General features: G+C 72.9%; 22 protein-coding genes and 1 riboswitch. Of the genes, 6 read left to right on the top strand and 16 right to left on the bottom strand.

What is annotated here, in order from left to right; genetic code table 11:
* The first annotated feature begins 58 nt into the window (after positions 1 to 58).
* Positions 59 to 1,357 (top strand): D-alanyl-D-alanine carboxypeptidase family protein, encoded by a 1,299-nt coding sequence (locus tag ACZ4M5_RS09185; protein ID WP_467734607.1) that lies wholly within the window; start codon positions 59 to 61, stop codon positions 1,355 to 1,357.
* Here ACZ4M5_RS09185 and ACZ4M5_RS09180 read toward each other — a convergent pair.
* The 4 genes from ACZ4M5_RS09180 to ACZ4M5_RS09165 are packed head-to-tail and all read right to left on the bottom strand — an operon-like array spanning position 1,305 to position 4,117.
* The gene (locus ACZ4M5_RS09180; RefSeq protein WP_467734605.1) at positions 1,305 to 2,222 is read right to left on the bottom strand and encodes a YihY/virulence factor BrkB family protein; all 918 of its coding nucleotides are present in this window, start codon (positions 2,220 to 2,222) and stop codon (positions 1,305 to 1,307) included. The two genes, ACZ4M5_RS09185 and ACZ4M5_RS09180, sit on opposite strands and share 53 nt — an antisense overlap.
* A complete protein-coding gene (locus ACZ4M5_RS09175; RefSeq protein WP_467734603.1) occupies positions 2,210 to 2,662 on the bottom strand; it encodes a GtrA family protein in 453 nt (150 codons plus the stop codon). Before ACZ4M5_RS09175 ends, ACZ4M5_RS09180 begins: the two co-directional genes overlap by 13 nt.
* A complete protein-coding gene (locus tag ACZ4M5_RS09170; protein WP_467734601.1) occupies positions 2,659 to 3,603 on the bottom strand; it encodes a decaprenyl-phosphate phosphoribosyltransferase in 945 nt (314 codons plus the stop codon). Before ACZ4M5_RS09170 ends, ACZ4M5_RS09175 begins: the two co-directional genes overlap by 4 nt.
* Positions 3,596 to 4,117: a phosphatase PAP2 family protein gene (locus tag ACZ4M5_RS09165; protein WP_398106928.1), complete on the bottom strand. Its 522-nt coding sequence runs from the start codon at positions 4,115 to 4,117 to the stop codon at positions 3,596 to 3,598. The genes ACZ4M5_RS09170 and ACZ4M5_RS09165 overlap by 8 nt, the downstream gene beginning before the upstream one ends.
* 133 nt (positions 4,118 to 4,250) lie before the next feature.
* Between ACZ4M5_RS09165 and ACZ4M5_RS09160 the strand changes: the two genes are divergently transcribed.
* Entirely contained in the window at positions 4,251 to 5,633 is a 1,383-nt protein-coding gene (locus ACZ4M5_RS09160; protein ID WP_467734598.1) for an FAD-binding protein, read from the top strand.
* Between the two features lie 19 nt (positions 5,634 to 5,652).
* Complete coding sequence (locus ACZ4M5_RS09155; RefSeq protein WP_467734596.1) at positions 5,653 to 6,408, top strand: decaprenylphospho-beta-D-erythro-pentofuranosid-2-ulose 2-reductase; 756 nt, start codon at positions 5,653 to 5,655, stop codon at positions 6,406 to 6,408.
* A gap of 20 nt (positions 6,409 to 6,428) precedes the next feature.
* Here ACZ4M5_RS09155 and ACZ4M5_RS09150 read toward each other — a convergent pair whose 3' ends face one another.
* From ACZ4M5_RS09150 to ACZ4M5_RS09130, 5 genes are all read right to left on the bottom strand, one after another.
* Entirely contained in the window at positions 6,429 to 7,007 is a 579-nt protein-coding gene (locus ACZ4M5_RS09150; protein WP_467734594.1) for a 2'-5' RNA ligase family protein, read from the bottom strand.
* Between the two features lie 139 nt (positions 7,008 to 7,146).
* The gene (gene trpS / locus ACZ4M5_RS09145; RefSeq protein WP_467734592.1) at positions 7,147 to 8,160 is read right to left on the bottom strand and encodes a tryptophan--tRNA ligase; all 1,014 of its coding nucleotides are present in this window, start codon (positions 8,158 to 8,160) and stop codon (positions 7,147 to 7,149) included.
* A 129-nt stretch (positions 8,161 to 8,289) separates the two neighbouring features.
* Positions 8,290 to 9,735: a glycine hydroxymethyltransferase gene (locus tag ACZ4M5_RS09140; protein ID WP_467734590.1), complete on the bottom strand. Its 1,446-nt coding sequence runs from the start codon at positions 9,733 to 9,735 to the stop codon at positions 8,290 to 8,292.
* Positions 9,736 to 9,766: 31 nt separating this feature from the next.
* Positions 9,767 to 9,853, bottom strand: a riboswitch (ZMP/ZTP riboswitch).
* 124 nt (positions 9,854 to 9,977) lie between these two features.
* Positions 9,978 to 11,159: a glutathionylspermidine synthase family protein gene (locus tag ACZ4M5_RS09135; RefSeq protein ID WP_467734588.1), complete on the bottom strand. Its 1,182-nt coding sequence runs from the start codon at positions 11,157 to 11,159 to the stop codon at positions 9,978 to 9,980.
* 13 nt (positions 11,160 to 11,172) lie between these two features.
* Complete coding sequence (locus ACZ4M5_RS09130; RefSeq protein ID WP_398106936.1) at positions 11,173 to 11,517, bottom strand: hypothetical protein; 345 nt, start codon at positions 11,515 to 11,517, stop codon at positions 11,173 to 11,175.
* A gap of 126 nt (positions 11,518 to 11,643) precedes the next feature.
* Here ACZ4M5_RS09130 and ACZ4M5_RS09125 point away from each other — a divergent pair, with 126 nt between their 5' ends.
* On the top strand, positions 11,644 to 12,537 hold the full coding sequence (locus tag ACZ4M5_RS09125; RefSeq protein ID WP_467735539.1) for a DMT family protein: 894 nt from the start codon (positions 11,644 to 11,646) through the stop codon (positions 12,535 to 12,537).
* Positions 12,538 to 12,821: 284 nt separating this feature from the next.
* Here ACZ4M5_RS09125 and pdxR read toward each other — a convergent pair whose 3' ends face one another.
* Positions 12,822 to 14,252 (bottom strand): MocR-like pyridoxine biosynthesis transcription factor PdxR, encoded by a 1,431-nt coding sequence (gene pdxR / locus ACZ4M5_RS09120; protein ID WP_467734586.1) that lies wholly within the window; start codon positions 14,250 to 14,252, stop codon positions 12,822 to 12,824.
* 47 nt (positions 14,253 to 14,299) lie between these two features.
* Here pdxR and ACZ4M5_RS09115 point away from each other — a divergent pair, with 47 nt between their 5' ends.
* Positions 14,300 to 14,809 carry a carboxymuconolactone decarboxylase family protein gene (locus ACZ4M5_RS09115; protein WP_467734583.1) on the top strand — a complete coding sequence of 170 codons (510 nt, stop codon included), beginning with the start codon at positions 14,300 to 14,302 and terminating at the stop codon, positions 14,807 to 14,809.
* A complete protein-coding gene (locus ACZ4M5_RS09110) occupies positions 14,806 to 15,525 on the top strand; it encodes an isocitrate lyase/PEP mutase family protein (RefSeq protein ID WP_467734581.1) in 720 nt (239 codons plus the stop codon). Before ACZ4M5_RS09115 ends, ACZ4M5_RS09110 begins: the two co-directional genes overlap by 4 nt.
* A 6-nt stretch (positions 15,526 to 15,531) precedes the next feature.
* Here the strand turns inward: ACZ4M5_RS09110 and ACZ4M5_RS09105 are convergent, their stop codons facing one another.
* The 6 genes from ACZ4M5_RS09105 to ACZ4M5_RS09080 form a co-directional block, all read right to left on the bottom strand.
* Complete coding sequence (locus ACZ4M5_RS09105) at positions 15,532 to 16,488, bottom strand: ABC transporter substrate-binding protein (protein WP_467734579.1); 957 nt, start codon at positions 16,486 to 16,488, stop codon at positions 15,532 to 15,534.
* Position 16,489: 1 nt separating this feature from the next.
* Positions 16,490 to 18,439: an ABC transporter permease gene (locus tag ACZ4M5_RS09100; protein ID WP_467734577.1), complete on the bottom strand. Its 1,950-nt coding sequence runs from the start codon at positions 18,437 to 18,439 to the stop codon at positions 16,490 to 16,492.
* Complete coding sequence (locus ACZ4M5_RS09095) at positions 18,439 to 19,545, bottom strand: quaternary amine ABC transporter ATP-binding protein (RefSeq protein WP_467734575.1); 1,107 nt, start codon at positions 19,543 to 19,545, stop codon at positions 18,439 to 18,441. The genes ACZ4M5_RS09100 and ACZ4M5_RS09095 overlap by 1 nt, the downstream gene beginning before the upstream one ends.
* Entirely contained in the window at positions 19,542 to 21,074 is a 1,533-nt protein-coding gene (locus ACZ4M5_RS09090; protein ID WP_467734573.1) for a GMC family oxidoreductase, read from the bottom strand. The genes ACZ4M5_RS09095 and ACZ4M5_RS09090 overlap by 4 nt, the downstream gene beginning before the upstream one ends.
* Before the next feature lie 208 nt (positions 21,075 to 21,282).
* On the bottom strand, positions 21,283 to 22,803 hold the full coding sequence (locus tag ACZ4M5_RS09085) for an aldehyde dehydrogenase family protein (RefSeq protein WP_467734571.1): 1,521 nt from the start codon (positions 22,801 to 22,803) through the stop codon (positions 21,283 to 21,285).
* 309 nt (positions 22,804 to 23,112) lie between these two features.
* A complete protein-coding gene (locus tag ACZ4M5_RS09080; RefSeq protein ID WP_467734569.1) occupies positions 23,113 to 24,102 on the bottom strand; it encodes a malate dehydrogenase in 990 nt (329 codons plus the stop codon).
* Positions 24,103 to 24,161: the final 59 nt, after the last annotated feature.

The following is a 24,161-nucleotide window of genomic DNA, read 5'->3' as shown; positions in this document are numbered from 1 at the left end:
TTCGCGGGGTGGGGCCGGGAACGGGACTTCCCCCCGCACGGCATGTACGTTTCCGATCGTGCCCGCACCGAAGAAGACCACCGGGCGATCCCTGCTGGTCGCCTCCGCCGTTCTGTCGTCCCTCGCCCTGGCCGTGCCCGCCGCCGTCGCGGCCCCGAAGCCCTCGGACAGCCCTTCGGCGAGCCCGTCGGCCACGCCCCCGGCGTCGATGTCGACCGTGGGCGGTGCCCGGCTCGGCAGGCCGGGGACGCAGGTGAACCTGGCGAGCGGGGTGCCGGTGCTGCCGAAGGACGTCAGCGCCCGCTCCTGGATCGTCGCCGACGCCGAGACCGGTGACGTGCTGGCCGCGCACAACGCCCACTGGCGCCTCGCCCCGGCCAGCACGCTGAAGATGCTGTTCGCCGACACGCTGCTGCCGAAGTTCCCCGCGACCGGGAAGCACAAGGTCGCCCCCTCCGACCTGGCCGGGATCGGCGCCGGTTCCAGCATGGTCGGGATAAAGGAGGAGGAGACCTACACCGTCCACGACCTGTGGCTCGGTGTCTTCCTGCGCTCCGGCAACGACGCCGTGCACGTGCTGTCCGCCATGAACCAGGGCGTCGACAACACCGTCCGGGAGATGAACGAGCACGCCGAGGAGCTGCAGGCCCTCGACACGCACGTGGTCAGCCCGGACGGCTACGACGCCGAGGGCCAGGTCTCCTCGGCCTACGACCTGACGCTGATCGCCCGGTCCGGGATGCAGAAGAAGGACTTCCGCGAGTACGCCGCCACGGTCTCCGCGAAGTTCCCCGGCGAGACGAAGAAGGGCAAGAAGGGCAAGTCGGTGCGCGAGTCCTTCGAGATCCAGAACACCAACCGGCTGCTGGCCGGCGACTCGGACGTGCCCGTCTACCAGGGCATCGCGGGGGTGAAGAACGGCAACACCACCAACGCGGGCGCCACCTTCACTGGCGTCGCCGAGCGGAACGGCAGGGTGCTGCTGGTGACCGTGATGAATCCGGAGAAGCCCGAGCACAACGAGGTCTACAAGGAGACCGCCCGGCTCTTCGACTGGGGCTTCAAGGCGGCCGGGAAGGTGCAGCCGGTGGGTGAGCTGGTGCCGCCGCGGAGCGCCGCCCAGCCCAGCGCCCAGCCCGGCGCGAACCCCTCCGGGGAGGCCGGCGGTGCGGGGAGCGGCTCCGGCACCGCGACCGGCGGCAGGCCGGTGGCCGGCGCCCCGACGGGCGGCTCCAGTGGGGTGGGCACCGCGCTGGGCATCACCGGCGGGGTGCTGGTGCTGCTCCTGGGCGGCGCGTTCCTGGTCAACCGCCGCTGGCCGCTGCCGGATCTGGTGCGCCGCCGGACCCGCCCGTGAACGCGGGGACCTCGTCCTGCTTGCTCTGCGTCGCCGTCCAGGAGGCGCAGAACAGCACCAGTTTCGAGGTGAAGTTGATCCACAGCAGCAGGGCGACGGGCACGCCGAACGCGCCGTACATGCTCTTCGCGGCCACGCCCTGCAGATAGCCGCTGAGCAGCAGCTTGAGCAGTTCGAAGCCGACCGCTCCGGTCAGCGCCGCCACGAACAGGCGGTGACGCGTGGGCTCCACGCCGGGCAGCAGGGTCAGGACGTAGAGCAGCAGCAGGAAGTCGGCGAGGACGGCGACCAGGAACGCGGCGATGTGCAGCAGCACGCCGCTGAAGCCGCCCTCGTCGATGCCGAGCTGCCGGGTGATCCAGCCGACCATCGCGGAGGCGACGGCGGAGGCGGCGATGGTCAGCAGCAGCGCGCCGCCGAGGCCGATCAGGACTCCGGCGTCCTTGCCGTAGCGCACGAGGGGGTTCTCCTCCTCGTCGGGCAGTTCCCACACCGCCCGCAGGGACTCGCGCATGGAGCCGGCCCAGCTGACGCCGGTGAAGAACAGCACGGCGCCCGCGATCAGTCCGACCGTGCCCGCGTTGTCGACCAGACCGGCGATGTCCAGCTGGTCGGAGATGCCGGGCACCTGCTCGGCGATCTTGTCCTGGATCTGGTCCTGCTGCTCGGTGCTGAGCGTGGCGGCGGCGATGGTGGCCGAGACCGTGAGCAGCGGGAAGAGCGCGACGAAGCTCGTGAAGGTCATCGCGGCGGCCAGCCGCGTCCACTTCACCCGGTCGAGCCGCTCGTACGACCGCCACGCGTGGGTGATCATCAGCCGCTCCGCCCACGGCCCGACCACCGGGAGTCTTTTCAGCCAGTCCATGATCCGACTCTGCCCTCCGCCCGGAACACCCATGTACGGGTACCCCAGAACCGCAGGATCGTGGCCAGGGCCATGCCGACCACCGCGCCGGAGACGGTGTCGGCGCGCTGTGAGGTGAGGCCGAGGCCGTAGTGGCTGACGGCGAGACACAGCAGCTGCACGGCGGCGCCGGCCAGGTTCACCGCGGCGAAAACCGCGCAGGGCAGCAGGCCCTTCGGCCGGCGGTCGCGGTAGGGGCCGAGGGCGTTGCCCGCGTAGGCGACGGAGCAGGCCGCCAGGAAGGACAGCGCCTTGGCGGCGAGCGGGCCGAACCCGGCCGGGCCGCGCAGGCCGGTGAACAGGGCGAGGTCGACGGTGTAGGCCAGCAGGCCGACGCCGGCGAAGCCCAGGACCTCCCGCCGCAGCGGGGATCCCGGGCCGCACCAGGCGCGAGCGGTCACCAATTGGCCACCGCCAGGCCGTACATGGCCATCCAGGCCACGCCGATGAGGGCGAGGGCCCGGTCGCGCAGGACGACGTCCTCGGGCTCCCCGGCCGTGCCCCGGTCGGCGAACACGGCGTAGCGGAGGACGGCCAGGATGAAGGCGATCATGGACAGCTGGCGCCAGGGCAGCACGCTGGTGTGCGGGACGCCGCCCTCCTCCATCGCCCACAGGCAGTAGCCGAGGACGGCGACACCGGCCGCGAGCTGCCAGACGAAGCGCAGGTAGCCGGCGGTGTACTCGGTGAGCAGCGCGCGGGTGGCGCCGGCCTTCCCGGCCATCTGCACCGCCTCCGAGTAGCGCTTGGCCGAGACCATGAACAGCGCGCCGAACCCGGTGGTGATCAGGAACCAGCGCGAGAGCGGGATGCCGAGGGCGAGCCCGCCGACCATGGCCCGCATCAGGAACCCGGTGGTGACGACGGCGAGATCGACCACGAGGACGTGCTTCAGGCTGATGCAGTACGCCAGTTGCAGGGCGAGGTAGGCGGTCAGGAGGGCGGCGACGGCCGGGCCGCACAGCCGGGCCGCCGCGACGGGCGCGAGGACGCCGAGGGCGCCGCCGACGGCGTAGGCGAGGGGCACGGGCACCTGCCCGGCCGCGACGGGGCGGTGCCGCTTGACCGGGTGGGCGCGGTCGGCGTCGGCGTCGCGGGCGTCGTTGACGAGGTAGACGGCGGCGGCGCAGGCGGTGAACAGCACGAACACCAGGCCCAGTTGGGTCAGGGCGTGCCGGGAGAACAGCTGGCCTGCCGCCGCCGGGGCGGCCACCACGAGGACGTTCTTCACCCACTGCCTGGGCCGGGCGGTCCTGACCAGGCCGGTCAGGACGCCGCCCTTGCGGGGCGGTGCGGGCCGCTCCTCGCGGGTGCGCTGGCGCAGGACGGCCGTCTCAGTCACGGGGGGCTCCTGCCGTCATCCAGCGGGCGCCGAGCCGGGCGGTCAGCGCGCCGAGGGCCGCGCCGGCGGCGACGTCCGAGGGGTAGTGGACACCGGCCACCAGGCGCGAGACGCACACGGCGGCGGCGAGCGGGGGGACGGCACGCGCCCCCAGGGCGCCGAAGGCGACGGCGGCGGCGGCCGCGGAGGTGGCGTGGGAGCTGGGGAAGGAGTGCCGGCCGGCGGTGCGCACCAGGGGCTCGACGTGCGCGGGGCGCGGACGGCGCACGATCCTCTTCACCCCCATGCTGGCGAGGTGCGCCCCGGCGGTCAGGGCCGTGCCGCGCAGCCAGGCGCCGCGTCTCCTGCGGTCCACGGCGGCTCCGGCGAGCCCTGCCGCGAGCCAGAGCGCCGCGTGCTCCCCCGCCCAGGACAGGGCACGGGCGGCGTCCGCCACCCGCGGGTCGCTGCCGCAGTCCCTGAGCGCCGAAACGATCCGGTGGTCCATGTCGTGCAGGTCGTCGAGGTCGTCCATGTGGACTCACTGTTCACGCCAACCCGCCATGAACTACGGCAATATTGAGCGACATCCCATTAATCACCCATTTCGGGGAGAGGTGCCATGTTCCCGAACTGATAGCCCACAGTGGGGCGATACGGTCACGGACATGTCTGCCGACACCGATTACGTCTCCGAGGTCATGGGCTTGGACCACACCACCGTCACCGGCTGGGGTCGCACCGCCCCCACCGCCGCCCGGCTGATCCGCCCCCGGACGTACGAGGAGGCCGCGGCAGCCGTCCGGGAGTGCGGGGCCCGCGGCGGGATCCCGCGAGGACTGGGCCGGGCGTACGGGGACGCGGCGCAGAACGCGGGCGGATCCGTGCTCGACATGACGGCCCTGGACCGCATCCACGCCATCGACGCCGACGGCGGCACCGTCCTGTGCGACGCGGGCGTCTCGCTGCACCGGCTGATGCAGGTGCTGCTGCCGCTGGGCTGGTTCGTGCCGGTCACCCCCGGCACCCGCTACGTCACCGTCGGCGGGGCGATCGGCGCCGACATCCACGGCAAGAACCACCACGTCTCGGGCTCCTTCGCCCGGCACGTCCTGGCACTCGAACTGCTCACCGCCGACGGCGAGATCCGCACCGTGATCCCCGGCACCCCGCTCTTCGACGCCACCGCCGGCGGCATGGGACTGACCGGGGTGATCCTCACCGCGACCATCCGGCTGCAGCCGGTCGAGACGACACTGGTGTCGGTCGACACCGAGCGGGCGGCGGACCTGGACGACCTGATGGCCCGGCTGGCCGCCACCGACCACCGCTACCGCTACTCGGTGGCCTGGATCGACCTGCTGGCCCGGGGCGCCTCGACCGGGCGCGCGGTGCTCACCCGCGGCGACCACGCGCCCCTGGACGCGCTCCCCGCCCGGCTGCGCCGCGACCCGCTGGCCTTCCGCACCTCCCGCCTGCCCTCCGCACCCGCCGTCCTGCCCGAGGGCCTGCTCAGCCGCACGACCGTGGGCCTGTTCAACGAGCTCTGGTACCGCAAGGCACCCCGGGTCCGCACCGGGCAGCTCCAGCGGATCTCCGCGTTCTTCCACCCGCTGGACGGCGTGCCGCACTGGAACCGCGTCTACGGCCGCGGCGGCTTCGTCCAGTACCAGTTCGCCGTCGGCTACGGCCAGGAGGACGCCCTGCGCCGCATCGTGCACCGCATCTCGGCCCGCCGCTGCCCGTCCTTCCTGGCCGTCCTCAAGCGCTTCGGCGAGTCCGACCCGGGCTGGCTGTCGTTCCCGGTGCCCGGCTGGACGCTGGCGTTGGACGTCCCGGCGGGGCTGCCCGGCCTCGGCGCGTTCCTCGACGAGCTCGACGAGGAGGTCGCCGCGGCGGGCGGCCGCGTCTACCTCGCCAAGGACGCCCGGCTGCGCCCGGAGCTGCTCGCGGCGATGTACCCGCGCCTCGGGGAGTTCCGCACGCTGCGCGCCGAACTGGACCCGCACGGCGTGTTCGTGTCCGACCTGGCCCGCCGCCTCCATCTCTAGGCAACCACTAGGAGCTGTCATGAAGGACGCCTTCGGCCTCCCCCAGTCCCTGCTCGTCCTCGGCGGTACCTCCGAGATCGCGCTGGCCACCGCCCGCCGGCTGATCGCCCGCCGCACCCGTACGGTCTGGCTGGCGGGCCGGCCCTCGCCCGCCCTGGAGGAGGCCGCCGGGCGCCTGCGCGGGCTCGGGGCGGACGTGCGCACCGTCGCCTTCGACGCCCTCGACCCGTCCGCGCACGAGGCCGTGCTGGAGAAGGTGTTCGCCGAGGGCGACATCGACATGGTGCTGCTCGCCTTCGGGCTCCTGGGCGACCAGGCGCGCGACGAGCGCGACCCCGAGGCCGCGGTGCGGGTCGCCCAGACCAACTACACCGGCGCGGTCTCGGCGGGCCTGGTGTGCGCCCGGTCCCTGCAGTCCCAGGGGCACGGCTCGCTGGTGGTGATGTCGTCCGTGGCGGGCGAGCGGGCCCGCCGCGCCAACTTCATCTACGGCTCCAGCAAGGCCGGCCTGGACGCCTTCGCGCAGGGGCTCGGGGACGCGCTGCACGGCACGGGCGTGCACGTCATGGTCGTACGCCCCGGTTTCGTGCGGACGCGGATGACCGCCGGGCTGCCCGAGGCGCCGCTGGCGACCACGCCCGAGGCGGTCGCGACGGCCGTGGAGCTGGGGCTGCGGCGCCGCTCGGAGACGGTGTGGGTGCCCGGCACGCTGCGCGTGGTGATGGCGGCCGTCCGGCACCTGCCGCGCGCGGTGTTCCGTCGGCTGCCGCTCTGAGCCCCGCGGCGCGGGGGCCGTCAGCGCGTGGGGACCGAGCCGCGCTCCGCGCGGCCGGTCTGCGGCGGGACCACGGAGCTCCCGAAGGGGAACTCGCGCAGCTTGCGCCAGACGCCGTCGGAACCCTGCTCGTAGAGGGCGAATCCGGTGCAGGGCCACTCGGCCTCGTAGCCGGCGAGTTCCTCGAAGGCCCGGTCCATCGCCGCCTCGTCGATGCCGTGGGCGACGGTGACGTGCGGGTGGTACGGGAACGCCAGTTCGCGTGCGACCGGCCCGGCGGGGTCGCGGACCTGCTCCTGGAGCGCCGTGCAGGCGTCCGCCCCGGCGACGACCCGGACGAACACGACCGGGGACAGCGGCCGGAAGGTGCCCGTGCCGGACAGCCGCATGGGGAAGGGCCGGCCGGCCGCGGCCACCTCGGTGAGGTGCGCCTCGACGGCCGGCAGGGCGCTGTCGTCGATCTCCGTCGGCGGGAGCAGCGTGACGTGCGTGGGGATGCCGTGAGCGGCGGCGTCGCCGAAGCCCGCGCGCAGCTGCTGAAGCCGGCTGCCGTGAGGCTCCGGGACCGCGATCGACACACCGATCGTTACGGTCCCCACGTCGTCTCCTGTCATGTCAGTGTGGCCGCTGATACGACCACCCGGTTATCGACTGTACGGCCACGAGGGGGTTACGGGCAGGCGCAACGGGAGTGATGTACAGCGCTGTTCGGTGGTGAGGCCGTACGCCGGGGCGGGTTCAGTGCTTGGCGGGCAGGAAGCCGACCGCGTCGTAGGCCCGGGCGAGGGTCTCCGCGGCGACCGCGCGGGCCTTCTCGGCGCCCTTGGCCAGGACCGAGTCCAGCGTCTCGGGGTCGTCCAGGTACTGCTGGGTGCGCTCCCGGAACGGCGTCACGAAGTCGACCATGATCTCGGCGAGGTCGGTCTTGAGCGCGCCGTACATCTTGCCGGTGTACTTCGCCTCCAGCTCGCCGATGGTCTCGCCGGTCAGGGTCGAGTAGATCGTGAGCAGGTTGCTGACGCCCGGCTTGTTCTCGGCGTCGTAGCGGATCACCGTGTCCGTGTCGGTGACGGCGCTCTTGACCTTCTTGGCGGTGGCCTTCGGCTCGTCGAGGAGATTGATGAGGCCCTTCGGCGTGGACGCCGACTTGCTCATCTTGATCGACGGGTCCTGGAGGTCGTAGATCTTCGCCGTCTCCTTGAGGATGTACGGCTTGGGGAGCGTGAAGGTCTCGCCGAAGCGGCCGTTGAAACGCGTGGCGAGGTCGCGGGTGAGCTCGATGTGCTGGCGCTGGTCCTCACCGACCGGGACCTCGTGCGCCTGGTAGAGCAGGATGTCCGCGACCTGGAGGATCGGGTACGTGAACAGGCCGACCGACGCGCGCTCGGCCCCCTGCTTGGCGGCCTTGTCCTTGAACTGGGTCATCCGGCCCGCCTCGCCGAAGCCGGTGAGGCAGTTCATGACCCAGGCGAGCTGGGCGTGCTCGGGGACGTGGCTCTGCACGAAGAGGGTGCAGCGGTCCGGGTCGAGACCGGCCGCCAGGAGCTGGGCGGCGGCCAGGCGCGTGTTCGCGCGCAGGTCCTTCGGGTCCTGCGGGATGGTGATGGCGTGCAGGTCCACGACCATGTAGAACGCGTCGTGGGTCTCCTGGAGGGCCACCCACTGGCGGACGGCGCCGAGGTAGTTGCCGAGGTGGAACGAGCCGGCGGTGGGCTGGATACCGGAGAGCACGCGGGGTCGGTCAGTGGCCATGCTTCTTATTGTCTCAGAGGGGTGCGGGTGGTTTCGGCGGACGGGGAACCGCGGGAGCGCTGTGGCTGGTCGCGCCCCGCGGCGGAGCCGCAGAAATGATGCGGCCCCGCCCCCCCTCGCGGGGCGCCGTCAGCCGAGGTCGATCTCCGGGTACAGCGGGAAGCCGGCCACCAGGTCCGTGGCGCGTCGGGAGATCTCGTCGGCGATCTTCGCGTCGAGGACGTGGGCCGCCTTGGAGGGGGCGCCCGACTTGGTGGTGCCCTGCTCGGTGGCGGTGAGCACGCGGTCGATCAGGCCGGCCACCTCGTCCATCTCCGCCGTGCCCAGGCCGCGGGTGGTGAGCGCGGGCGTGCCGATGCGGATGCCCGAGGTGTACCAGGCGCCGTTCGGGTCGGCGGGGATCGCGTTGCGGTTGGTGACGATGCCCGACTCCAGCAGCGCGGCCTCGGCCTGGCGGCCGGTGAGGCCGTAGGAGGAGGCCACGTCGATCAGGTTCAGGTGGTTGTCGGTGCCGCCGGTGACCAGGGTCGCGCCGCGGCGCATCAGGCCCTCGGCGAGGGCGCGGGAGTTGTCGACGATGCGCTGGGCGTAGTCGCGGAAGGACTCCTGGCGGGCCTCCGCGAGGGCGACCGCCTTGGCGGCCATCACGTGCGGCAGCGGGCCGCCGAGGACCATCGGGCAGCCGCGGTCGACCTGGTCCTTCAGCGAGTCGTCGCACAGCACCATGCCGCCGCGCGGGCCGCGCAGCGACTTGTGGGTGGTCGTGGTGACGATCTGGGCGTGCGGGACCGGGTCGAAGTCGCCGGTGAGGACCTTGCCCGCGACCAGACCGGCGAAGTGCGCCATGTCGACCATGAGGGTCGCGCCGACCTCGTCGGCGATCTCGCGCATGATCCGGAAGTTCACCAGACGGGGGTACGCCGAGTAGCCCGCGACGATGATCAGCGGCTTGAACGCGCGGGCCTGTGCGCGCAGCGCCTCGTAGTCGATCAGGCCGGTGGCCGGGTCGGTGCCGTAGGAACGCTGGTCGAACATCTTGCCGGAGATGTTCGGGCGGAAGCCGTGGGTGAGGTGGCCGCCGGCGTCGAGGGACATGCCGAGCATCCGCTGGTTGCCGAAGGCCTGGCGCAGTTCGGCCCAGTCGGCGTCGGTCAGGTCGTTGATCTGCCGGACGCCGGTCTTCTCCAGGAAGGGCACCTCGACCCGGGCGCCGAGCACGGCCCAGAAGGCGACGAGGTTGGCGTCGATGCCGGAGTGCGGCTGGACGTAGGCGTGGCGGGCGCCGAAGAGCTCCTTGGCGTGTTCGGCGGCCAGCGACTCGACGGTGTCGACGTTGCGGCAGCCGGCGTAGAAGCGGCGGCCGATCGTGCCCTCGGCGTACTTGTCGCTGAACCAGTTGCCCATGGCCAGGAGCGTGGCCGGGGAGGCGTAGTTCTCGGAGGCGATCAGCTTGAGCATCTCGCGCTGGTCGGCGACCTCCTGGCCGATGGCGTCGGCGACGCGGGGCTCCACGGCGCGGATCACGTCGAGGGCGGCGCGGTAGGCGGTGGAAGCGGGGGTGAGCTCTGCTGACATGGGGACCTCCGGACGTTGCGTTCAGCGTTCACGGTACGGCCCAGGCGCACGGCTCTGTTCTGCTCGGGCCGCTCCCCGATGGTTCGTCCATCCCAGCGCGCCAGTCACGGCCCGTGGTCAGCCTACCGGGTGGTCCGGGCGGGGAGCGTGTGCCGGGTTGCTCTTCGGTGCCGGGTGCGAGTGCGCCGTGGTTGATCGCGCAGTTCCCCGCGCCCCCTCAGGGACGTGCCCCTGAGCCCCGACTAGAGGATCACGTGGGGCAGGAATCTTGCGTACTCGTCCGTGATCAGGCCCGAGGACTCCCTGATGCCCAGGCCCGCCGACTCGTTCTCCACCACCCAGGCGCCCAGGACGACGCGGTTGCCGTCGAAGTCGGGGAGGGGGGCGAGCTGCTGGTAGCAGCAGGGCTCGTCGCGCGGGGCGGGTTCCGATCCGGGCTCGTGGATCGTGACCCCCGCGCCCTCGCGGCCCAGCAGCGGCTTGGCGACCCAGCCGGTGGCGGTCAGGTCCCGGGGGCCGTCCAGATGGGCGGGCAGGAGGTTCGGGTGGTCCGGGTACAGCTCCCACAGGATCGCCAGGAGGGCCTTGTTGCTGAGGAGCATCTTCCAGGCGGGCTCGATCCACAGGGTGGAGCCGGTGCCGCCGCCGTTGTCCAGGGTGTCCAGGACGTGGCCGGCGAAGCGGTCGGTGGTGAGCCACTCCCAGGGGTAGAGCTTGAAGATGCTGCGGATGAAGCGCAGGCGCAGGTCGACGAAGCGGCGGGAGAGGCGGTCCCAGCCGATCTCCTCCACGGAGATCCAGTCGGTCTCCAGGCCGGCCTGCTCGGCGGTCTCCTTGAGATAGGCGACCGTCATCAGGTCCTCGCCGAGTTCGTCGGCGGAGGAGTGGGCGAAGAACAGGGGGCTGCCCGGCGGGAGGAGGGCCGCCTGCTTCTTCCACGCCTCGACGAGGCGTTCGTGCAGGGAGTTCCACTGGTCGGCGCCGGGGAAGCGCTCCTCCATCCAGAACCACTGCGGGGACGCGGCCTCGACCAGCGAGGTGGGGGTGTCGGCGTTGTACTCCAGCAGCTTGGCCGGGCCGGTGCCGTCGTAGCGCAGGTCGAACCGGCCGTACACGGACGGCAGTTCGGCTCGGCGGTGCCAGGCCTCGGCGACCACGCGGGCCAGCCGGGGATCGGTGATGCCCAGGTCCGCGAAGCGGTCCTCGGCGACGATGTGCCCGGCGGCGGCCAGGCACATGCGGTGCAGCTCCTCGACGACCTCCTCCAGCGCCTCGACCTCCGGCAGGCCGAAGACGTAGTAGGCGCTCTCGTCCCAGTAGGGGCGCAGGGAACCGTCGGGGTAGCGCGTCAGCGGGTAGATCAGGCCCTGGTCCTCGACGGTGCGCTGCCAGTCGGGGCGCGGGGTGATCGTGCGGCGTTCCATCCTGCCGGGCCCGTCAGCCGCCGCTGCTGCCGCCCGAGCAGCCGAAGCCGCCCCGGTCGACGGCCTCGCTGCGGCTGAAGGTGCCGTCGTCGGCCCGGCCGTTGCTCACGTCGGCGTCGTAGTACCAGTCGGCGTTCCTTGCCTTGCCGATCGTCGTGCGGCCCTTGCCGGACGAGGAGCCGCCGGACGTGCAGTTCTTGTCGGCGACGACCTTGTAGCCGTTGAGGTAGTCGTAGCTGTCGCGGTCCACGCAGCGGCGGTCGGGGTCGGAGCCGCATGCGGACAGGGCGGCCGCGAGGACCCCCATGCCGCCCAGGACAACCGTGCTGGAGCGCAGCCGTCGTCGTGTCTCGGCCATGTGCGATCCCCCTGTGATTCTCCCCGTTGTGCACTGACGAGCGGTCAGCCTAGAGAATCTCGCGGGCGGGCGCGCATGCCCCCCTCCTTCCGGCCACTGTCCTACTGTCGATTCGTGATCTTTGGAATGGTTTGTGCCCTTGGTGCGGCGGTGTGCTTCGGTACGGCGACGGTGCTGCAGGCGATCGCCGCCCGGGCCGCCGCGGCGAGCGGCCCCGGCGGGGACGTGGCGCTGCTGTGGCGGGCGCTGCGGCAGTGGCGGTATCTGGCGGGGCTGGCGCTGGACGGGCTCGGGTTCGTGCTGCAGATCCTGGCGCTGCGGTCGGTGCCGATCTACGCCGTCGGGGCGGCGCTGGCGGCGAGCCTGGCGGTGACGGCCGTGGTGGCCGCGCGGCTGCTGAAGGTGCGGCTGAGCCGGCTGGAGTGGGCGGCGGTGGGCGTGGTGTGCGCCGGGCTGGCCCTGCTGGGACTGGCGTCCGGGGCGGAGGGCGACGAGACCGGGCCGGGCTGGCTGAAGTGGGCGCTGCTCGGGGCGGCGGCCGGGGTGCTGCTGCTGGGCGCGGCGGGCGGGCGGCTACCGGAGCGCGGACGCGCCCTGGCGCTCGGTCTCGGGGCCGGGCTGGGCTTCGGGGTGGTGGAGGTGGCGGTACGGCTCATCGACGGCCTGACGCCCGCGGCCCTGTTCACGAACCCCGCGTTCTACGCGCTGCTGCTGGGCGGTGGCGCCGCGTTCCTGCTGCTGACGTCGGCGCTGCAGCGCGGCTCGGTGACGACGGCGACCGCGGGGCTGGTGCTGGGCGAGACGGTGGCGCCCGCGCTGATCGGCGTGATCTGGCTCGGCGACCGCACCCGCCCGGGCCTGGGCTGGCTGGCGATCCTCGGCTTCGCGGTGGCGGTGGCGGGCGCGCTGGCCCTGTCACGCTTCGGGGAGGCGCCGGTGGAGCCGGAGCAGCGGCCGGCGGAAGGGCCGGCCGCACAGGGGGCGGGCGGTGGCGGGGACGAGGGGGGACGACGGCCGTGAGGGACGCCGGGGAGACGACGACCGGGAGGCACGCCGGGGCTCCACGACCGTGAGGGACGCCGGGGCTCCATGACCGTGCGGGGCGCGGCGATACGACGACCGTGAGAGGCGCGGGTAGACAAGGGCCGTGAGAGGCGCGGGGCGGGGCGTGACCGTTGCGGCGAGGGGGCGGCGCGGGGGTGAGAGGTTGCCGTGCAGGAGGGTGTTCCCGGCGTGGCCGTGTGCCGACGCCCCGGGGATGCGGGCGGCGGGCGCGCCGGGGGCGGTCCCGTCACCGGCCTGCGTCAGCCCGGCAGGGCCGCGCACAGGGCGTCCAGGGCGCCCGACCAGGCGTGGTCGGGTGGGGTGCCGTAGCCGACGACCAGGGCGTCGAGCGGCTCCACGCGGGCCGCGGGGTTGCGGTACCGAGCCAGGCCGTGCAGGGCCAGGCCGCGCCAGTTGGCCGCCTGGACCACCGACTGCTCGACTCCGGGCGGCAGCCGCAGCAGCACGTGCAGACCGGCCGCGATGCCGGTGACCCGGGCCTGCGGGGCCCGGGCCGCGACGGCGGCGACCAGGGCGTCCCTGCGGCGCCGGTAGCGCAGGCGGGCGGCCCGCACGTGCCGGTCGTAGGCGCCGGACGTGAGGAACTCGGCCAGGGTCAGCTGGTCGAGCGCGCCGCAGGTGTCGACGTCGCCCTTGGCCGCGGCGACCTCCCGGGCCAGGTCCGGCGGCAGCACGGCCCAGGCCAGCCGCAGCCCGGGCGCCAGGGACTTGCTCGCCGTGCCGAGGTAGGCCACCCGGTCGGGGTCGAGGCCCTGGAGCGCGCCGACGGGCTGCCGGTCGTAGCGGAACTCGCCGTCGTAGTCGTCCTCCAGGACCAGCGCGCCGGTGCGCCGCGCCTGCTCGACGACGGCCGCCCGGCGGTCGCGGTGCAGCGGTACGCCCATGGGGAACTGGTGGGCCGGAGTGAGGAGGACCGCGTCGGCGCCGGGGAGCCCGGCGGGGTCGGTGCCCCGTGCGTCGAACGGCAGCGGCGTGGTGGCCAGCCCGGCGCCGGTGAGCAGGTCCCGGTGCACGTCCAGGCCGTACGACTCCACCGCCACCGTCCGGGCCCCGCGGGCGTGCAGGACCGTGCCGAGCAGCCGCAGCGCGTGCGCGAACCCGGCGCACACCACGATGTGTTCGGGGTCGGCGCGCACGCCCCGGGCCCGGGACAGGTAACCGGCGAGTGCGGCCCGCAGCTCGGGGCGCCCACGCGGGTCCCCGTAGTCGAGGGCGTGGTGGGGGGCCGCGGCGAGGGCTCGGCGGGCCGCCCTGAGCCACTCCGCCCGGGGGAAGGACGCGAGGTCGGGGCTGCCCGGGCGCAGGTCGTAGAAGGGGCGACTGCGCGCACGGGGCCGGGCGTGGGCTGCCGTGCCGGACGGCGGGGCGGACGGTGTCCGCCCCGGCTGCCGGGCGGGCGTGGCCGGGGCTCCGGTGGCGACTCGGGTCCCCGAGCCCTGCCGGGCCGTGAGCCAGCCCTCGGCGACCAGGTCGGCGTAGGCGTCGGCGACCGTGTTGCGGGCGATGCCGAGGTCGGCGGCGAGCGCGCGGGAGGAGGGCAGCCGGGTGCCGGGGGCCAGCCGTCCGGAGCGCACCGCCTCGCGCAGGGCGCCGGTCAGCCCGCGCCGCAGGCCCGGCCCGGTCGGTTCCAGGTGCAGGTCGATGCCCAAAGTGGCCCAGGGTTCCGCCATGGAAATGGACCATACTCCTGGGCTGCCTGCTGCCTAGGGTCGACGGCATGACGACCCACACCGACGACACCGCGCCCGTGGAGTACGCCCCCGAGCAGCCCGCCCGGCTGGAATGGGCCAAGCACGCGCCCGAGGTCTACAAGGCGATGGTCCGGCTGGACACCGCCGCCCGTAAGGGCCTGGACCACACGCTGTACGAGCTGGTGAAGATCCGCGCCTCCCAGATCAACCACTGCGCCTTCTGCATCGACATGCACACCAAGGACGCCCTCGCCTCGGGCGAGAGCGTCGAGCGGATCGTGCAGCTCAGCGCGTGGGACGAGTCGCGGCACTTTTACACCGCGAAGGAGATCGCGGCGCTGGAGCTGACGGAGGCCGTGACCGTGCTGACCGACGGTTTCGTGCCGGACGAGGTCTACGAGCGGGCGGCCAAGCACTTCGACGAGGCCGAGCTGGCGCAGGTCATCGCCGCGATCACGGTGATCAACGCCTGGAACCGCTTCGGCGTGACCTGCCGCATGGCTCCGGGGCACTACCAGCCCGGGCAGTACAAGTGACCGCTGCCGAGGCGTTCCGCGCCCTGCACCACCACCGGGTGCCCGGCGATCCGCTGGTGCTGCCCGGTCCGTGGGACGCGGCCAGTGCCCGGGTGTTCGAGGAGGCCGGGTTCCCGGCGCTGGCGACGCCCAGTGCCGGGGTGGCCGCGTCCCTCGGGTACGAGGACGGGCAGGTCCCGGCCGGTGAGATGTTCGCCGCGGTCGCCCGGATCGTCCGGGCCGTCGGGGTGCCCGTGTCGGCGGACGTCGAGGGCGGGTACGGGCTCGCGCCGAAGGAGCTGGTGGAGCGGCTGCTGGAGACGGGCGCGGTGGGCTGCAACCTGGAGGACTCCGAGGCCGGGGTGCTGAAGGACCCGCGCGCGCACGCCGACTGGCTGGCCGGGGTGCGGGAGGCGGCCGGGGACCGGTTGTTCCTCAACGCGCGCGTGGACACCTTCGTCCGCGGGGTGAGCGACCCGGACCGGGCCATCGAGCGGGCCGCGCTGTACGTCGCCGCCGGGGCGGACTGCGTGTACCCGATCGGCGCGCCGCCCGAGGTGCTGCCGCTGCTGCGCGCCGGGATCCGCGGGCCGATCAATGCCGGGGCGCCTGCCGACGGTGGCCCCTCGCCCGCCGAACTCGGCGCACGAGGGGCCACGCGGATCACCTTCGGGCCGGGGCTCCAGCGGCGGGCCGCCCGCGCACTGCGGGAGATCGCCGCCGGGCTCCTGGCGTAGGCGGGCTCAGGACAGCCACTTCCTCCAGGTGGACTCGTGGCTGTCCACCCACTTCTTCGCCGCGTCCTCCGGCGTCATCTTCTTGTCGGCGATCATCAGGGAGACCTCGTTCTGGTCCTCGGTCGTCCACTGGAACTTCTTCAGGAAGGCCGCCGCCTTGCCGCCCTTCTTCGCGAAGTCCGCGTTCAGGTACTTCTGCAGCGGGGTGTGCGGATAGGCGCAGGCGACCTTCTCCGGGTCGGCGTCGCAGCCCTCCTTGTACGGCGGCAGCTTCACCTCGGTCATCGGGACCTTCTCGAAGAGCCACTGCGGGGAGTACCAGTACGTCAGGAAGGGCTTCTTCTCCTTGGCGAACTGCTTCATCTGCGTGATCTGCGCGGCCTCGGAGCCCGCGAACACCACCTGGTAGTCCAGCTTCAGGTTCTTCACCAGCGCCTTGTCGTTGGTGACGTAGGACGGCGAACCGTCCATCAGCTGGCCCTTGTCGCCGCTCTCCGGGGTGCGGAAGAGGTCGGCGTACTTGTCGAGGTTCTTCCAGTTCGTGATGTCGGGGTGCTGCTTGGCCAGGTACGTCGGGACGAACCAGCCGATGTGGCCGGTGACGCCCAGTTCGCCGCCGGGCGCGATCGTCTTCTTGTCCTTGACGTAGCGCTGTTCCTGCTCGGGGTGGCCCCAGTCCTCCAGGAGCGCGTCGACGCGGCCCTGGCTGAGGGCGTCCCAGGCGGGCACCTCGTCGACCTGGACGGTGTCGACGCGGTAGCCCAGCTCGTGCTCCAGGAGGTACTGGGCGACGGCGACGTTGGACTGGGCGCCCACCCAGGACTGCACGGACAGGGTCACGGTCCTGGCGCCCTGCGCGCCCGCGAAGGGCGAGGCCTGCTTGGTCATGTCGGCCGCGCCGCAGCCGGTGAGCAGCGCCAGCGAGCTCACCGCGGCGATCGCGGCAGTGGTACGGACGCGCATGTCAGGCTCCCTTCCTCGCGCGGCGTTCGGTGGGCTGGGTCACCCGGTCGAGCATCAGGCCGAGGCAGACGATCGCGCCGCCCGCCACCAGACCGGTCGCCAGGTCGCCCTGGGCGAGGCCGAAGACGACGTCGTAGCCGAGGGCGCCGCCGCCGACCAGGCCGCCGATGACGACGACGGCGAGGACCAGGACGAGGCCCTGGTTGACGGCGAGCAGCAGCGCCGGGCGGGCCAGCGGGAGCTGCACCTGCCGCAGCTGCTGCCAGCTGGTCGCGCCGAGCGAACGGGAGGACTCCATGGCGGCGGGGTCGACCTGGCGCAGGCCCTGGGCGGTGATGCGGACGACGGCCGGCAGGGCGTAGACGATCGCGGCGGCGACGGCCGGGGCGCGGCCGACGCCGAACAGGGCGACGACCGGGATGAGGTACACGAACTGCGGCATCGTCTGGAAGACGTCGAGGACGGGGCGCAGGGCCCGCTCCAGCCGGTCGCTGCGGGCGGCGGCGATACCGACGGCGAAGCCGACGACGAGGGTGACGGCGACGGCCGCGAGGACCTGCGAGAGGGTGTCGAGGGAGGGCTTCCAGACGCCGAGGACGCCGATGGCGGCCATGGCGAGGACGGCCGTCAGGGCGGTGCGCCAGGTGCCGATGACCCAGGCCAGGGCGGCGACGATCAGCAGGACCGCCCACCAGGGCAGCCACTGCAGGCCGTCGCGCATCGGGTCCAGGACCCAGGTGGTGAAGTGGCCGGCCCAGTCGGCGGTGCCGCCGATGACGGGGACGCCCGAGTACAGGTGGGCGGTCATCCAGTCCACGGCACGGTTGACGGGCTCGGCGATGCCGACGACCCAGGCGTCGGGCCAGTCGAGGCGGCCCGCGAGCCGTCCGGCGACCGCCACGGCGACGACGCCGGCGAGGGCGTAGAGCCAGCCGCGTCCGCTGTGCGGCTCGGGGTCGGCGCCGAGCCTCTCCCCCGCCGCGCCGGTGACCCGGTCCAGGACGACGGCCAGCAGCACGATCGGGATGCCGGCGGCGAGCGCGGCACCGACGTCGACCGAGGCCAGGGCCTGGTAGACGCGGTCACCGAGACCGCCCGCGCCGATGACGGCCGCGATGACGGCCATGGACAGCGCCATCATGATCGTCTGGTTGACACCGAGGAGGAGTTCCTTGCGGGCCAGCGGGATGCGGGCGGTGAGCAGGCGCTGGCGTGCGGTGGAACCGAGCGACTCGACGGCCTCCAGCACCTCCTTGTCGGCGCCGCGCAGGCCGAGCGAGGTCAGCCGCGCCATGGGCGGGGCGGCGTAGACGACGGTGGCCAGGACGGCCGCCGGGACGCCGATGCCGAAGACGAGGACGACGGGCAGCAGATAGGCGAAGGCGGGCAGCACCTGCATGGTGTCCAGCACCGGGCGCAGGACGCGGTCCATCCGGTCGGACAGCCCGGCGGCGAGCCCGAGCAGCACGCCCACGACGATCGAGGCGAGGACGGCGACCACCATCAGGGCGAGCGTCTGCATGGTCGGCACCCACATGCCGAGCAGACCGCAGGCGAGGAAGGCGACGGCCGTGCCGAGCGCCAGCCTCACCCCGGCGACCCGCCAGGCGACCAGGGCGCCCAGGGCCGTGACCCCGGCCCAGCCGACGGCGAGGAGGGCGAGGTAGACGGCGCGGACGGCGATGACGACGACGTTGCTGACGTGGCCGAAGAAGTAGAGGAACAGCGGATGGCTGTCGCGGTTGTCGATGATCCAGTCGCTGGTCCTGGCGAGCGGCTCGGACAGGTCGACCGTCAGGGCGGCGGGCCAGGTGCCGCTCGCCCAGCGGGCGTTCACGAGCGGGACGAGGACGGCTGCGGCGATCGCGAGCAGCAGGAGCTTGCGCAGGGTCGGGTTCTTCAGCAGTCCGGGCAGGCCCGCGCGCGGCGGGTTCGCGGTGAGCGTGGCCATCACACCGCCTCCCCGGGCTGCTCCGTCCCCGGTGGAGCGGTCCGCTCCGTGCCGGCGACGACGCCGAGGAGCGTGTCGGAGTCGACCACGCCGACGCACCGGCCCTGGTCCACGACACGGGCCGGTGCACCGGCGCGGGCGACCGCCTCGATCGCCTCGGAGACCGTCGCCTCGGGCCGCAGCGCGGGACCGCTGCCCTCCTGCCCGGCCGAGGGGCGGCGCATGGCGGTGCGGACGGTCATGACCTGCTCGCGCGGGACGTCGCGGACGAACTCCCGGACGTAGTCGTCGGCGGGCGCGCCGACGATCTCCTCGGGGGTGCCGAGCTGCACGACCCGGCCGTCGCGCATCAGCGCGATGCGGTCGCCGAGCTTGAGGGCCTCCTGGAGGTCGTGGGTGATGAAGACCATCGTGCGGCCCTCCTCGTGGTGCAGCCGGACCACCTCCTCCTGCATCTCGCGCCGGATGAGCGGGTCGAGCGCGCTGAACGGCTCGTCGAACAGCAGGACTTCGGGGTCGACGGCGAGGGCGCGGGCCAGGCCGACGCGCTGCCGCTGGCCGCCGGAGAGCTGGCCGGGGCGGCGGTGCTCCATGCCCTCCAGGCCGACCTTGGCGACGACCTCGGCGGCACGCTCGCGCCGCTCGGCCTTGCCCATGCCCTGGATCTCCAGGCCGTAGGCGACGTTGTCGAGGACCGTGCGGTGCGGCAGCAGGCCGAAGTGCTGGAAGACCATCGCGGCGCGGTGGCGGCGCAGTTCGCGCAGCCGGGAGCGGTCCATGGCGCGCACGTCCTCGCCGTCGATGGCGATGGTGCCCGCGGTGGGCTCGATGAGCCGGGTCAGGCAGCGCACCAGCGTGGACTTGCCGGAGCCGGACAGGCCCATGACGACGAAGACCTCGCCCTTGCGCACGTCGAAGCTGACGTCCCGTACGGCGGCCGTACACCCCGTGCGTGAGCGCAGCTCGGCCGGGTCCAGGGCGGTGAGTTCCGGGTCGGCGGGGATGCGCTCGGCCTTCGGGCCGAACACCTTCCACAGTCCCTCCACCGAGAAGACGGGCGTGGTGTCCATGGTCTGCTCCGTGGGGGGTTCGAGGGTCGCGGTCATCGGGAACCACCACCGATCAGCTCGGCGGCACGCTCCCCGACCATGAGCACGCCGATCATCGGGTTCACGGTGGTCATGGTGGGGAAGACGGAGGCGTCGGCGATGCGGATGCCCTCCAGGCCGCGCACGCGCAGCTCGGGGTCGACGACGGCGAGGCGGTCGTCGGCGTCGCCCATCCTGCAGGTGCCGGCGGGGTGGTAGACGGTGTGGGCGACCTTGCGGGCGTACTCGCCGAGCTCCTCGTCGCCGGTGACGTCCGGGCCGGGGGCCACCTCGCGCTTGAGCCAGCCGGCCAGCGGCTCGGTCTTCGCTATCTCACGGGCGATCCTGATGCCGTCGACGAGGGTGCGGCCGTCGTAGTCGTCCTCGTCGGTGAAGTAGCGGAAGTCCAGGGCGGGCTTGACCTCGGGGTCGGCGCTGGTGAGGTAGAGGCGTCCGCGGCTCTTCGGCTTGGGGATGTTCGGGGTCATGGAGACGCCGAACTCGGGCCGCCGGTAGCCCAGTCGCTCCGGGTTGTCCGTGAAGGGGATCTGGTAGAAGTGGAACATCAGGTCCGGGTGCGGCAGTTCGGGGTCGCGCCGCACGAACAGGCCCGCGTCGGAGTCCATCGCGGAGTTCTCGGGGATGGGGCCGTTCGTCTCCCAGACGATGACCGACTCGGGGTGGTCGAGCAGGTTCTCGCCGACGCCCGGCAGGTCGTGCGTGACGGGGATGCCGAGCTTCTCCAGGTCGGCCCTGGGGCCGATGCCGGAGTGCATCAGCAGCCGGGGCGAGTCGACGGCGCCGGCGCACAGCAGGACCTCGCCCCGCGCCTTGACGAGGATCTCCTCGCCGTCCTTGGTGCGCACGTGGACGCCCTCGACGCGGTCGCCGGCGAGCTGGAGCTTGTACGCCCAGGTCTCCAGCATGATCGTCAGGTTGGGCCGGTCGTCCATCACCGGGTGCAGGTACGCCACCGACGCCGAGGACCGCTTGTTGTTCTCGGGGTGGTAGGCGAGGTCGAAGAAGCCGACGCCCTCGGTGAACGGCTTCTTGTTGAAGCCCTCCACCCGCGGCACGCCGAGCGCCTCCTGGGCCGCGTCGACGAAGTCGCGGGCGATGGCGTTCCGGTCCTTCTCGTCGACCGGGACGATGTGGTTGAGCAGCCGGGCGAAGTAGGCCTCCATCTGCACCGCGCCCCAGCCCTTGGCGCCGGCGGCCTCCCACTCGTCCCAGTCGGCGGGCAGCGGCTTGAAGGCGATCAGGGTGTTGTGGGAGGAGCAGCCGCCCAGCACGCGGGCGCGGCTGTGCCGGATGTGCGAGTTGCCGCGGGGCTGTTCGGTGGTCGGGTAGTCGTAGTCGAGCTCGCCGCCCAGCAGGCCCATCCAGCGGCGCAGGGTCAGCACGTCGTCGCGGCCGACGTCGCTGGGGCCGCCCTCGATGACGGCGACGGTGACGTCGGGGTTCTCGGTGAGACGGGAGGCGATCACGGAACCTGCTGTTCCGCCGCCTATGACGACGTAGTCGAATTCATGGGTGTGGTCGGGCATGAGGGTGGTACTCCAGGAGAGCCGGGACGAGTGGGTACGTCGGGGGACAGGGTGCGGAGCCGTGTGAGCCGTCGTTACGGGGGCTGTCCGTGGGGGGGACCGCCGCTCGGGGGGCCGCCGTTCGCCGTGCCGCCGGTCGTGGGGGCACCGGTGCGGAGGACGTCGGCCGGCGGAACCGGCCGGCGGGGGCGCGGGTGCGCCGGTCCGCTCAGCCGGCGAACCAGCGCACCGGCTTGGGTGCGAGGTTCTGGTAGACGTGCTTGGTCTCTCGGTACTCGGCGAGCCCGGCCGGGCCCAGTTCGCGGCCCACGCCGCTCCTGCCGAAGCCGCCCCACTCCGCCTGCGGCAGGTAGGGGTGGAAGTCGTTGATCCAGATCGTGCCGTGGCGCAGCCGGCCGGCGACGCGGCGGGCCCGGCCCGGGTCGGCGGTCCAGACGCCGCCCGCGAGCCCGTACTCGGTGTCGTTGGCCAGCGCGACGGCCTCGTCCTCGGTGCGGAAGGTCTCGACGGTGAGGACCGGCCCGAAGACCTCCTCGCGCACGACGCGCATCTCGCGGTGGCAGTGGTCGAGGACGGTCGGCTCGTAGAAGTAGCCGTTCTCCGGGCGCTCGGGGGACGGTTCGGGGCGCTTGCCGCCGCAGCGCAGCACCGCGCCCTCCTCGAGGGCGGAGGCGACGTACCCCTCGACCTTGGCGCGCTGCTGCTCGGAGACGAGCGGGCCGCATTCCACGCCGTCCTCGGTGCCGCGGCCGAGGCGGATCTTCTCGGCGCGGCGGGCGAGTTCGGCGACGAACCGCTCGCGCACGGACTCCTCGACGATGAGGCGGGCACCGGCCGAGCAGACCTGGCCGCTGTGGATGAAGGCGGCGTTGAGGGCCTGGTCGACGGCGGTGTCGAAGCCCTCCTCGGTGGCGCAGGCGTCGGCGAAGACGACGTTGGGGTTCTTGCCGCCGAGTTCGAGGGCGACCTTCTTCACGGTGGGCGCGGCGGCCTGGGCGACCTTGGTGCCGCTGACCAGTCCGCCGGTGAAGGAGATCAGGTCGACGTCGGGGTGCTCGGACAGGCGCGCGCCGACCGAATGGCCGGGCCCGGTCACGAGGTTGGCGACACCGGCGGGCAGTCCGGCCTCGACGAGCAGGTCGATCAGCGCGACGGTGGTCATCGGCGTGATCTCGCTGGGCTTGACGACGAAGGCGTTACCGGCGGCGAGGGCGGGGGCGATCTTCCAACTGGCCTGGAGCAGCGGGTAGTTCCACGGCGTGATCATCGCGCAGACACCGACCGGCTCGTGCACGACGACGCTGTGGACGTCCGGCGAGCCCGCGTCCACGACCCGGCCCGGGGCCTCGCCCGCCACCAGGTCGGCGAAGTAGCGGAAGGCGTCGGCGACGCAGTCGATGTCGACGCGGCCCTCCTCGACGGTCTTGCCCGCGTCCCGGGCCTCCAGCCGCCCGAGCTCGTCACGGTCGCGCACGAGGAGGTCGGCGACGCGGCGCAGCAGCGCGGCGCGCTCGGCGACGGGGGTGTGCGGCCACGCGCCCTCGTCGAACGCCTGCCGGGCCGCGGCGACGGCCAGGTCGGCGTCCTTCTCGTCCCCCTCCGCGACGAGGGCGAAGGGCACGGCGTCCGCGGGGTCGATGATCTCGCGCGTGGCCCCGGAGAGGGCGGCCCGCCACTCTCCTCCCGCATGGATGGTTTCGCGCGCCTGAAGTTCGGTACTTTCCGCCATGATCGCTCTTCGCCTTCCGTTCCTGATCAGCGCCCCTGTGTCACATACGTGTCACTACGAGACCGAGTTCGCCTGCCCGACTCCCTCGATTGCATGCGCCTGCGTGACCGAAAGTGCGCTGTGTCACGGGAGATGTGGACAGACCTGGGCAAAACGCCCAGCGGTCGAACGGCCGTCCGGCGGTGCGTGCCCTGAGCGCGGACGCCCCCGGTATGGCCGGAAAGGTGCGGGAACACGCGCAGGCCCCGCACCGGGGAACCGGTGCGGGGCCTGCGCGGAGAAAGCGGACGACCCGGGTGGGCCGGGGCGTCAGATGAGGCCGAGACCGCGGACCGCCTCGCGCTCCTCCTCGAGCTCCTTGACGGAGGCGTCGATGCGGGTGCGCGAGAACTCGTTGATGTCCAGGCCCTGGACGATCTCGTACTTGCCGTCCTTGCAGGTGACGGGGAAGGAGGAGATCAGGCCCTCCGGGACGCCGTAGGAGCCGTCCGACGGGATGCCCATGGAGACCCAGTCGCCCTCGGCGGTGCCGTTGACCCACGAGTAGACGTGGTCGATGGCGGCGTTGGCGGCGGAGGCGGCCGAGGAGGCGCCGCGGGCCTCGATGATGGCGGCACCACGCTTGGCGACCGTCGGGATGAAGTCCTCGGCCAGCCACTTCTCGTCGTTGACGACCTCGGCGGCGTTCTTGCCGGCGACCGTGGCGTGGAAGATGTCCGGGTACTGCGTGGCGGAGTGGTTGCCCCAGATCGTCAGCTTCCTGATCTCGGAGACCGGGGTGCCGGTCTTCTTCGACAGCTGCGTCAGGGCGCGGTTGTGGTCCAGGCGCGTCATGGCCGTGAACCGCTCGGCCGGGACGTCCGGCGCGGCGGCCTGGGCGATGAGGGCGTTGGTGTTGGCCGGGTTGCCGACGACCAGGATCCTGACGTCGTCCGCGGCGTGGTCGTTGATGGCCTTGCCCTGCGGCTTGAAGATGCCGCCGTTGGCCTCCAGCAGGTCGCCGCGCTCCATGCCCTTGGTGCGGGGGCGGGCGCCGACGAGCAGGCCTACGTTGGTGCCGTCGAAGGCGACGTTCGGGTCGTCGGTGATCTCGATGCCCTGCAGGAGCGGGAACGCGCAGTCGTCCAGCTCCATGGCCGTGCCCTCGGCCGCCTTCAGCGCCGGCGTGATCTCGAGGAGGCGCAGCTTCACCGGCACGTCCGCGCCGAGCAGCTGACCGGAGGCGATGCGGAAGAGCAGGGCGTAACCGATCTGGCCGGCCGCGCCGGTGACGGTGACGTTCACGGGAGTGCGGGTCATGGCGTTCTCCGTATGACAGCTGGCGGTAGGGGCGGGGTCCCTGCCCCGGACATGTGATC

Source organism: Streptomyces sp. NPDC026246, from assembly GCF_055567995.1.
This window is presented reverse-complemented; position numbering and strand designations above follow the sequence as displayed.

Excerpts from the sequence above, each read along its gene's own strand:
- ACZ4M5_RS09095 (WP_467734575.1), bottom strand. The coding sequence starts at position 19,545 with ATGACCGCGACCCTCGAACCCCCCACGGAGCAGACCATGGACACCACG.
- ACZ4M5_RS09080 (WP_467734569.1), bottom strand. The coding sequence starts at position 24,102 with ATGACCCGCACTCCCGTGAACGTCACCGTCACCGGCGCGGCCGGCCAG.
- ACZ4M5_RS09140 (WP_467734590.1), bottom strand. The coding sequence starts at position 9,735 with ATGTCAGCAGAGCTCACCCCCGCTTCCACCGCCTACCGCGCCGCCCTC.
- ACZ4M5_RS09160 (WP_467734598.1), top strand. The coding sequence starts at position 4,251 with ATGTCTGCCGACACCGATTACGTCTCCGAGGTCATGGGCTTGGACCAC.
- ACZ4M5_RS09130 (WP_398106936.1), bottom strand. The coding sequence starts at position 11,517 with ATGGCCGAGACACGACGACGGCTGCGCTCCAGCACGGTTGTCCTGGGC.
- ACZ4M5_RS09155 (WP_467734596.1), top strand. The coding sequence starts at position 5,653 with ATGAAGGACGCCTTCGGCCTCCCCCAGTCCCTGCTCGTCCTCGGCGGT.
- pdxR (WP_467734586.1), bottom strand. The coding sequence starts at position 14,252 with ATGGCGGAACCCTGGGCCACTTTGGGCATCGACCTGCACCTGGAACCG.
- ACZ4M5_RS09180 (WP_467734605.1), bottom strand. The coding sequence starts at position 2,222 with ATGGACTGGCTGAAAAGACTCCCGGTGGTCGGGCCGTGGGCGGAGCGG.
- ACZ4M5_RS09100 (WP_467734577.1), bottom strand. The coding sequence starts at position 18,439 with ATGGCCACGCTCACCGCGAACCCGCCGCGCGCGGGCCTGCCCGGACTG.
- trpS (WP_467734592.1), bottom strand. The coding sequence starts at position 8,160 with ATGGCCACTGACCGACCCCGCGTGCTCTCCGGTATCCAGCCCACCGCC.
- ACZ4M5_RS09115 (WP_467734583.1), top strand. The coding sequence starts at position 14,300 with ATGACGACCCACACCGACGACACCGCGCCCGTGGAGTACGCCCCCGAG.
- ACZ4M5_RS09105 (WP_467734579.1), bottom strand. The coding sequence starts at position 16,488 with ATGCGCGTCCGTACCACTGCCGCGATCGCCGCGGTGAGCTCGCTGGCG.
- ACZ4M5_RS09090 (WP_467734573.1), bottom strand. The coding sequence starts at position 21,074 with ATGCCCGACCACACCCATGAATTCGACTACGTCGTCATAGGCGGCGGA.
- ACZ4M5_RS09085 (WP_467734571.1), bottom strand. The coding sequence starts at position 22,803 with ATGGCGGAAAGTACCGAACTTCAGGCGCGCGAAACCATCCATGCGGGA.
- ACZ4M5_RS09165 (WP_398106928.1), bottom strand. The coding sequence starts at position 4,117 with ATGGACGACCTCGACGACCTGCACGACATGGACCACCGGATCGTTTCG.
- ACZ4M5_RS09135 (WP_467734588.1), bottom strand. The coding sequence starts at position 11,159 with ATGGAACGCCGCACGATCACCCCGCGCCCCGACTGGCAGCGCACCGTC.
- ACZ4M5_RS09125 (WP_467735539.1), top strand. The coding sequence starts at position 11,644 with ATGGTTTGTGCCCTTGGTGCGGCGGTGTGCTTCGGTACGGCGACGGTG.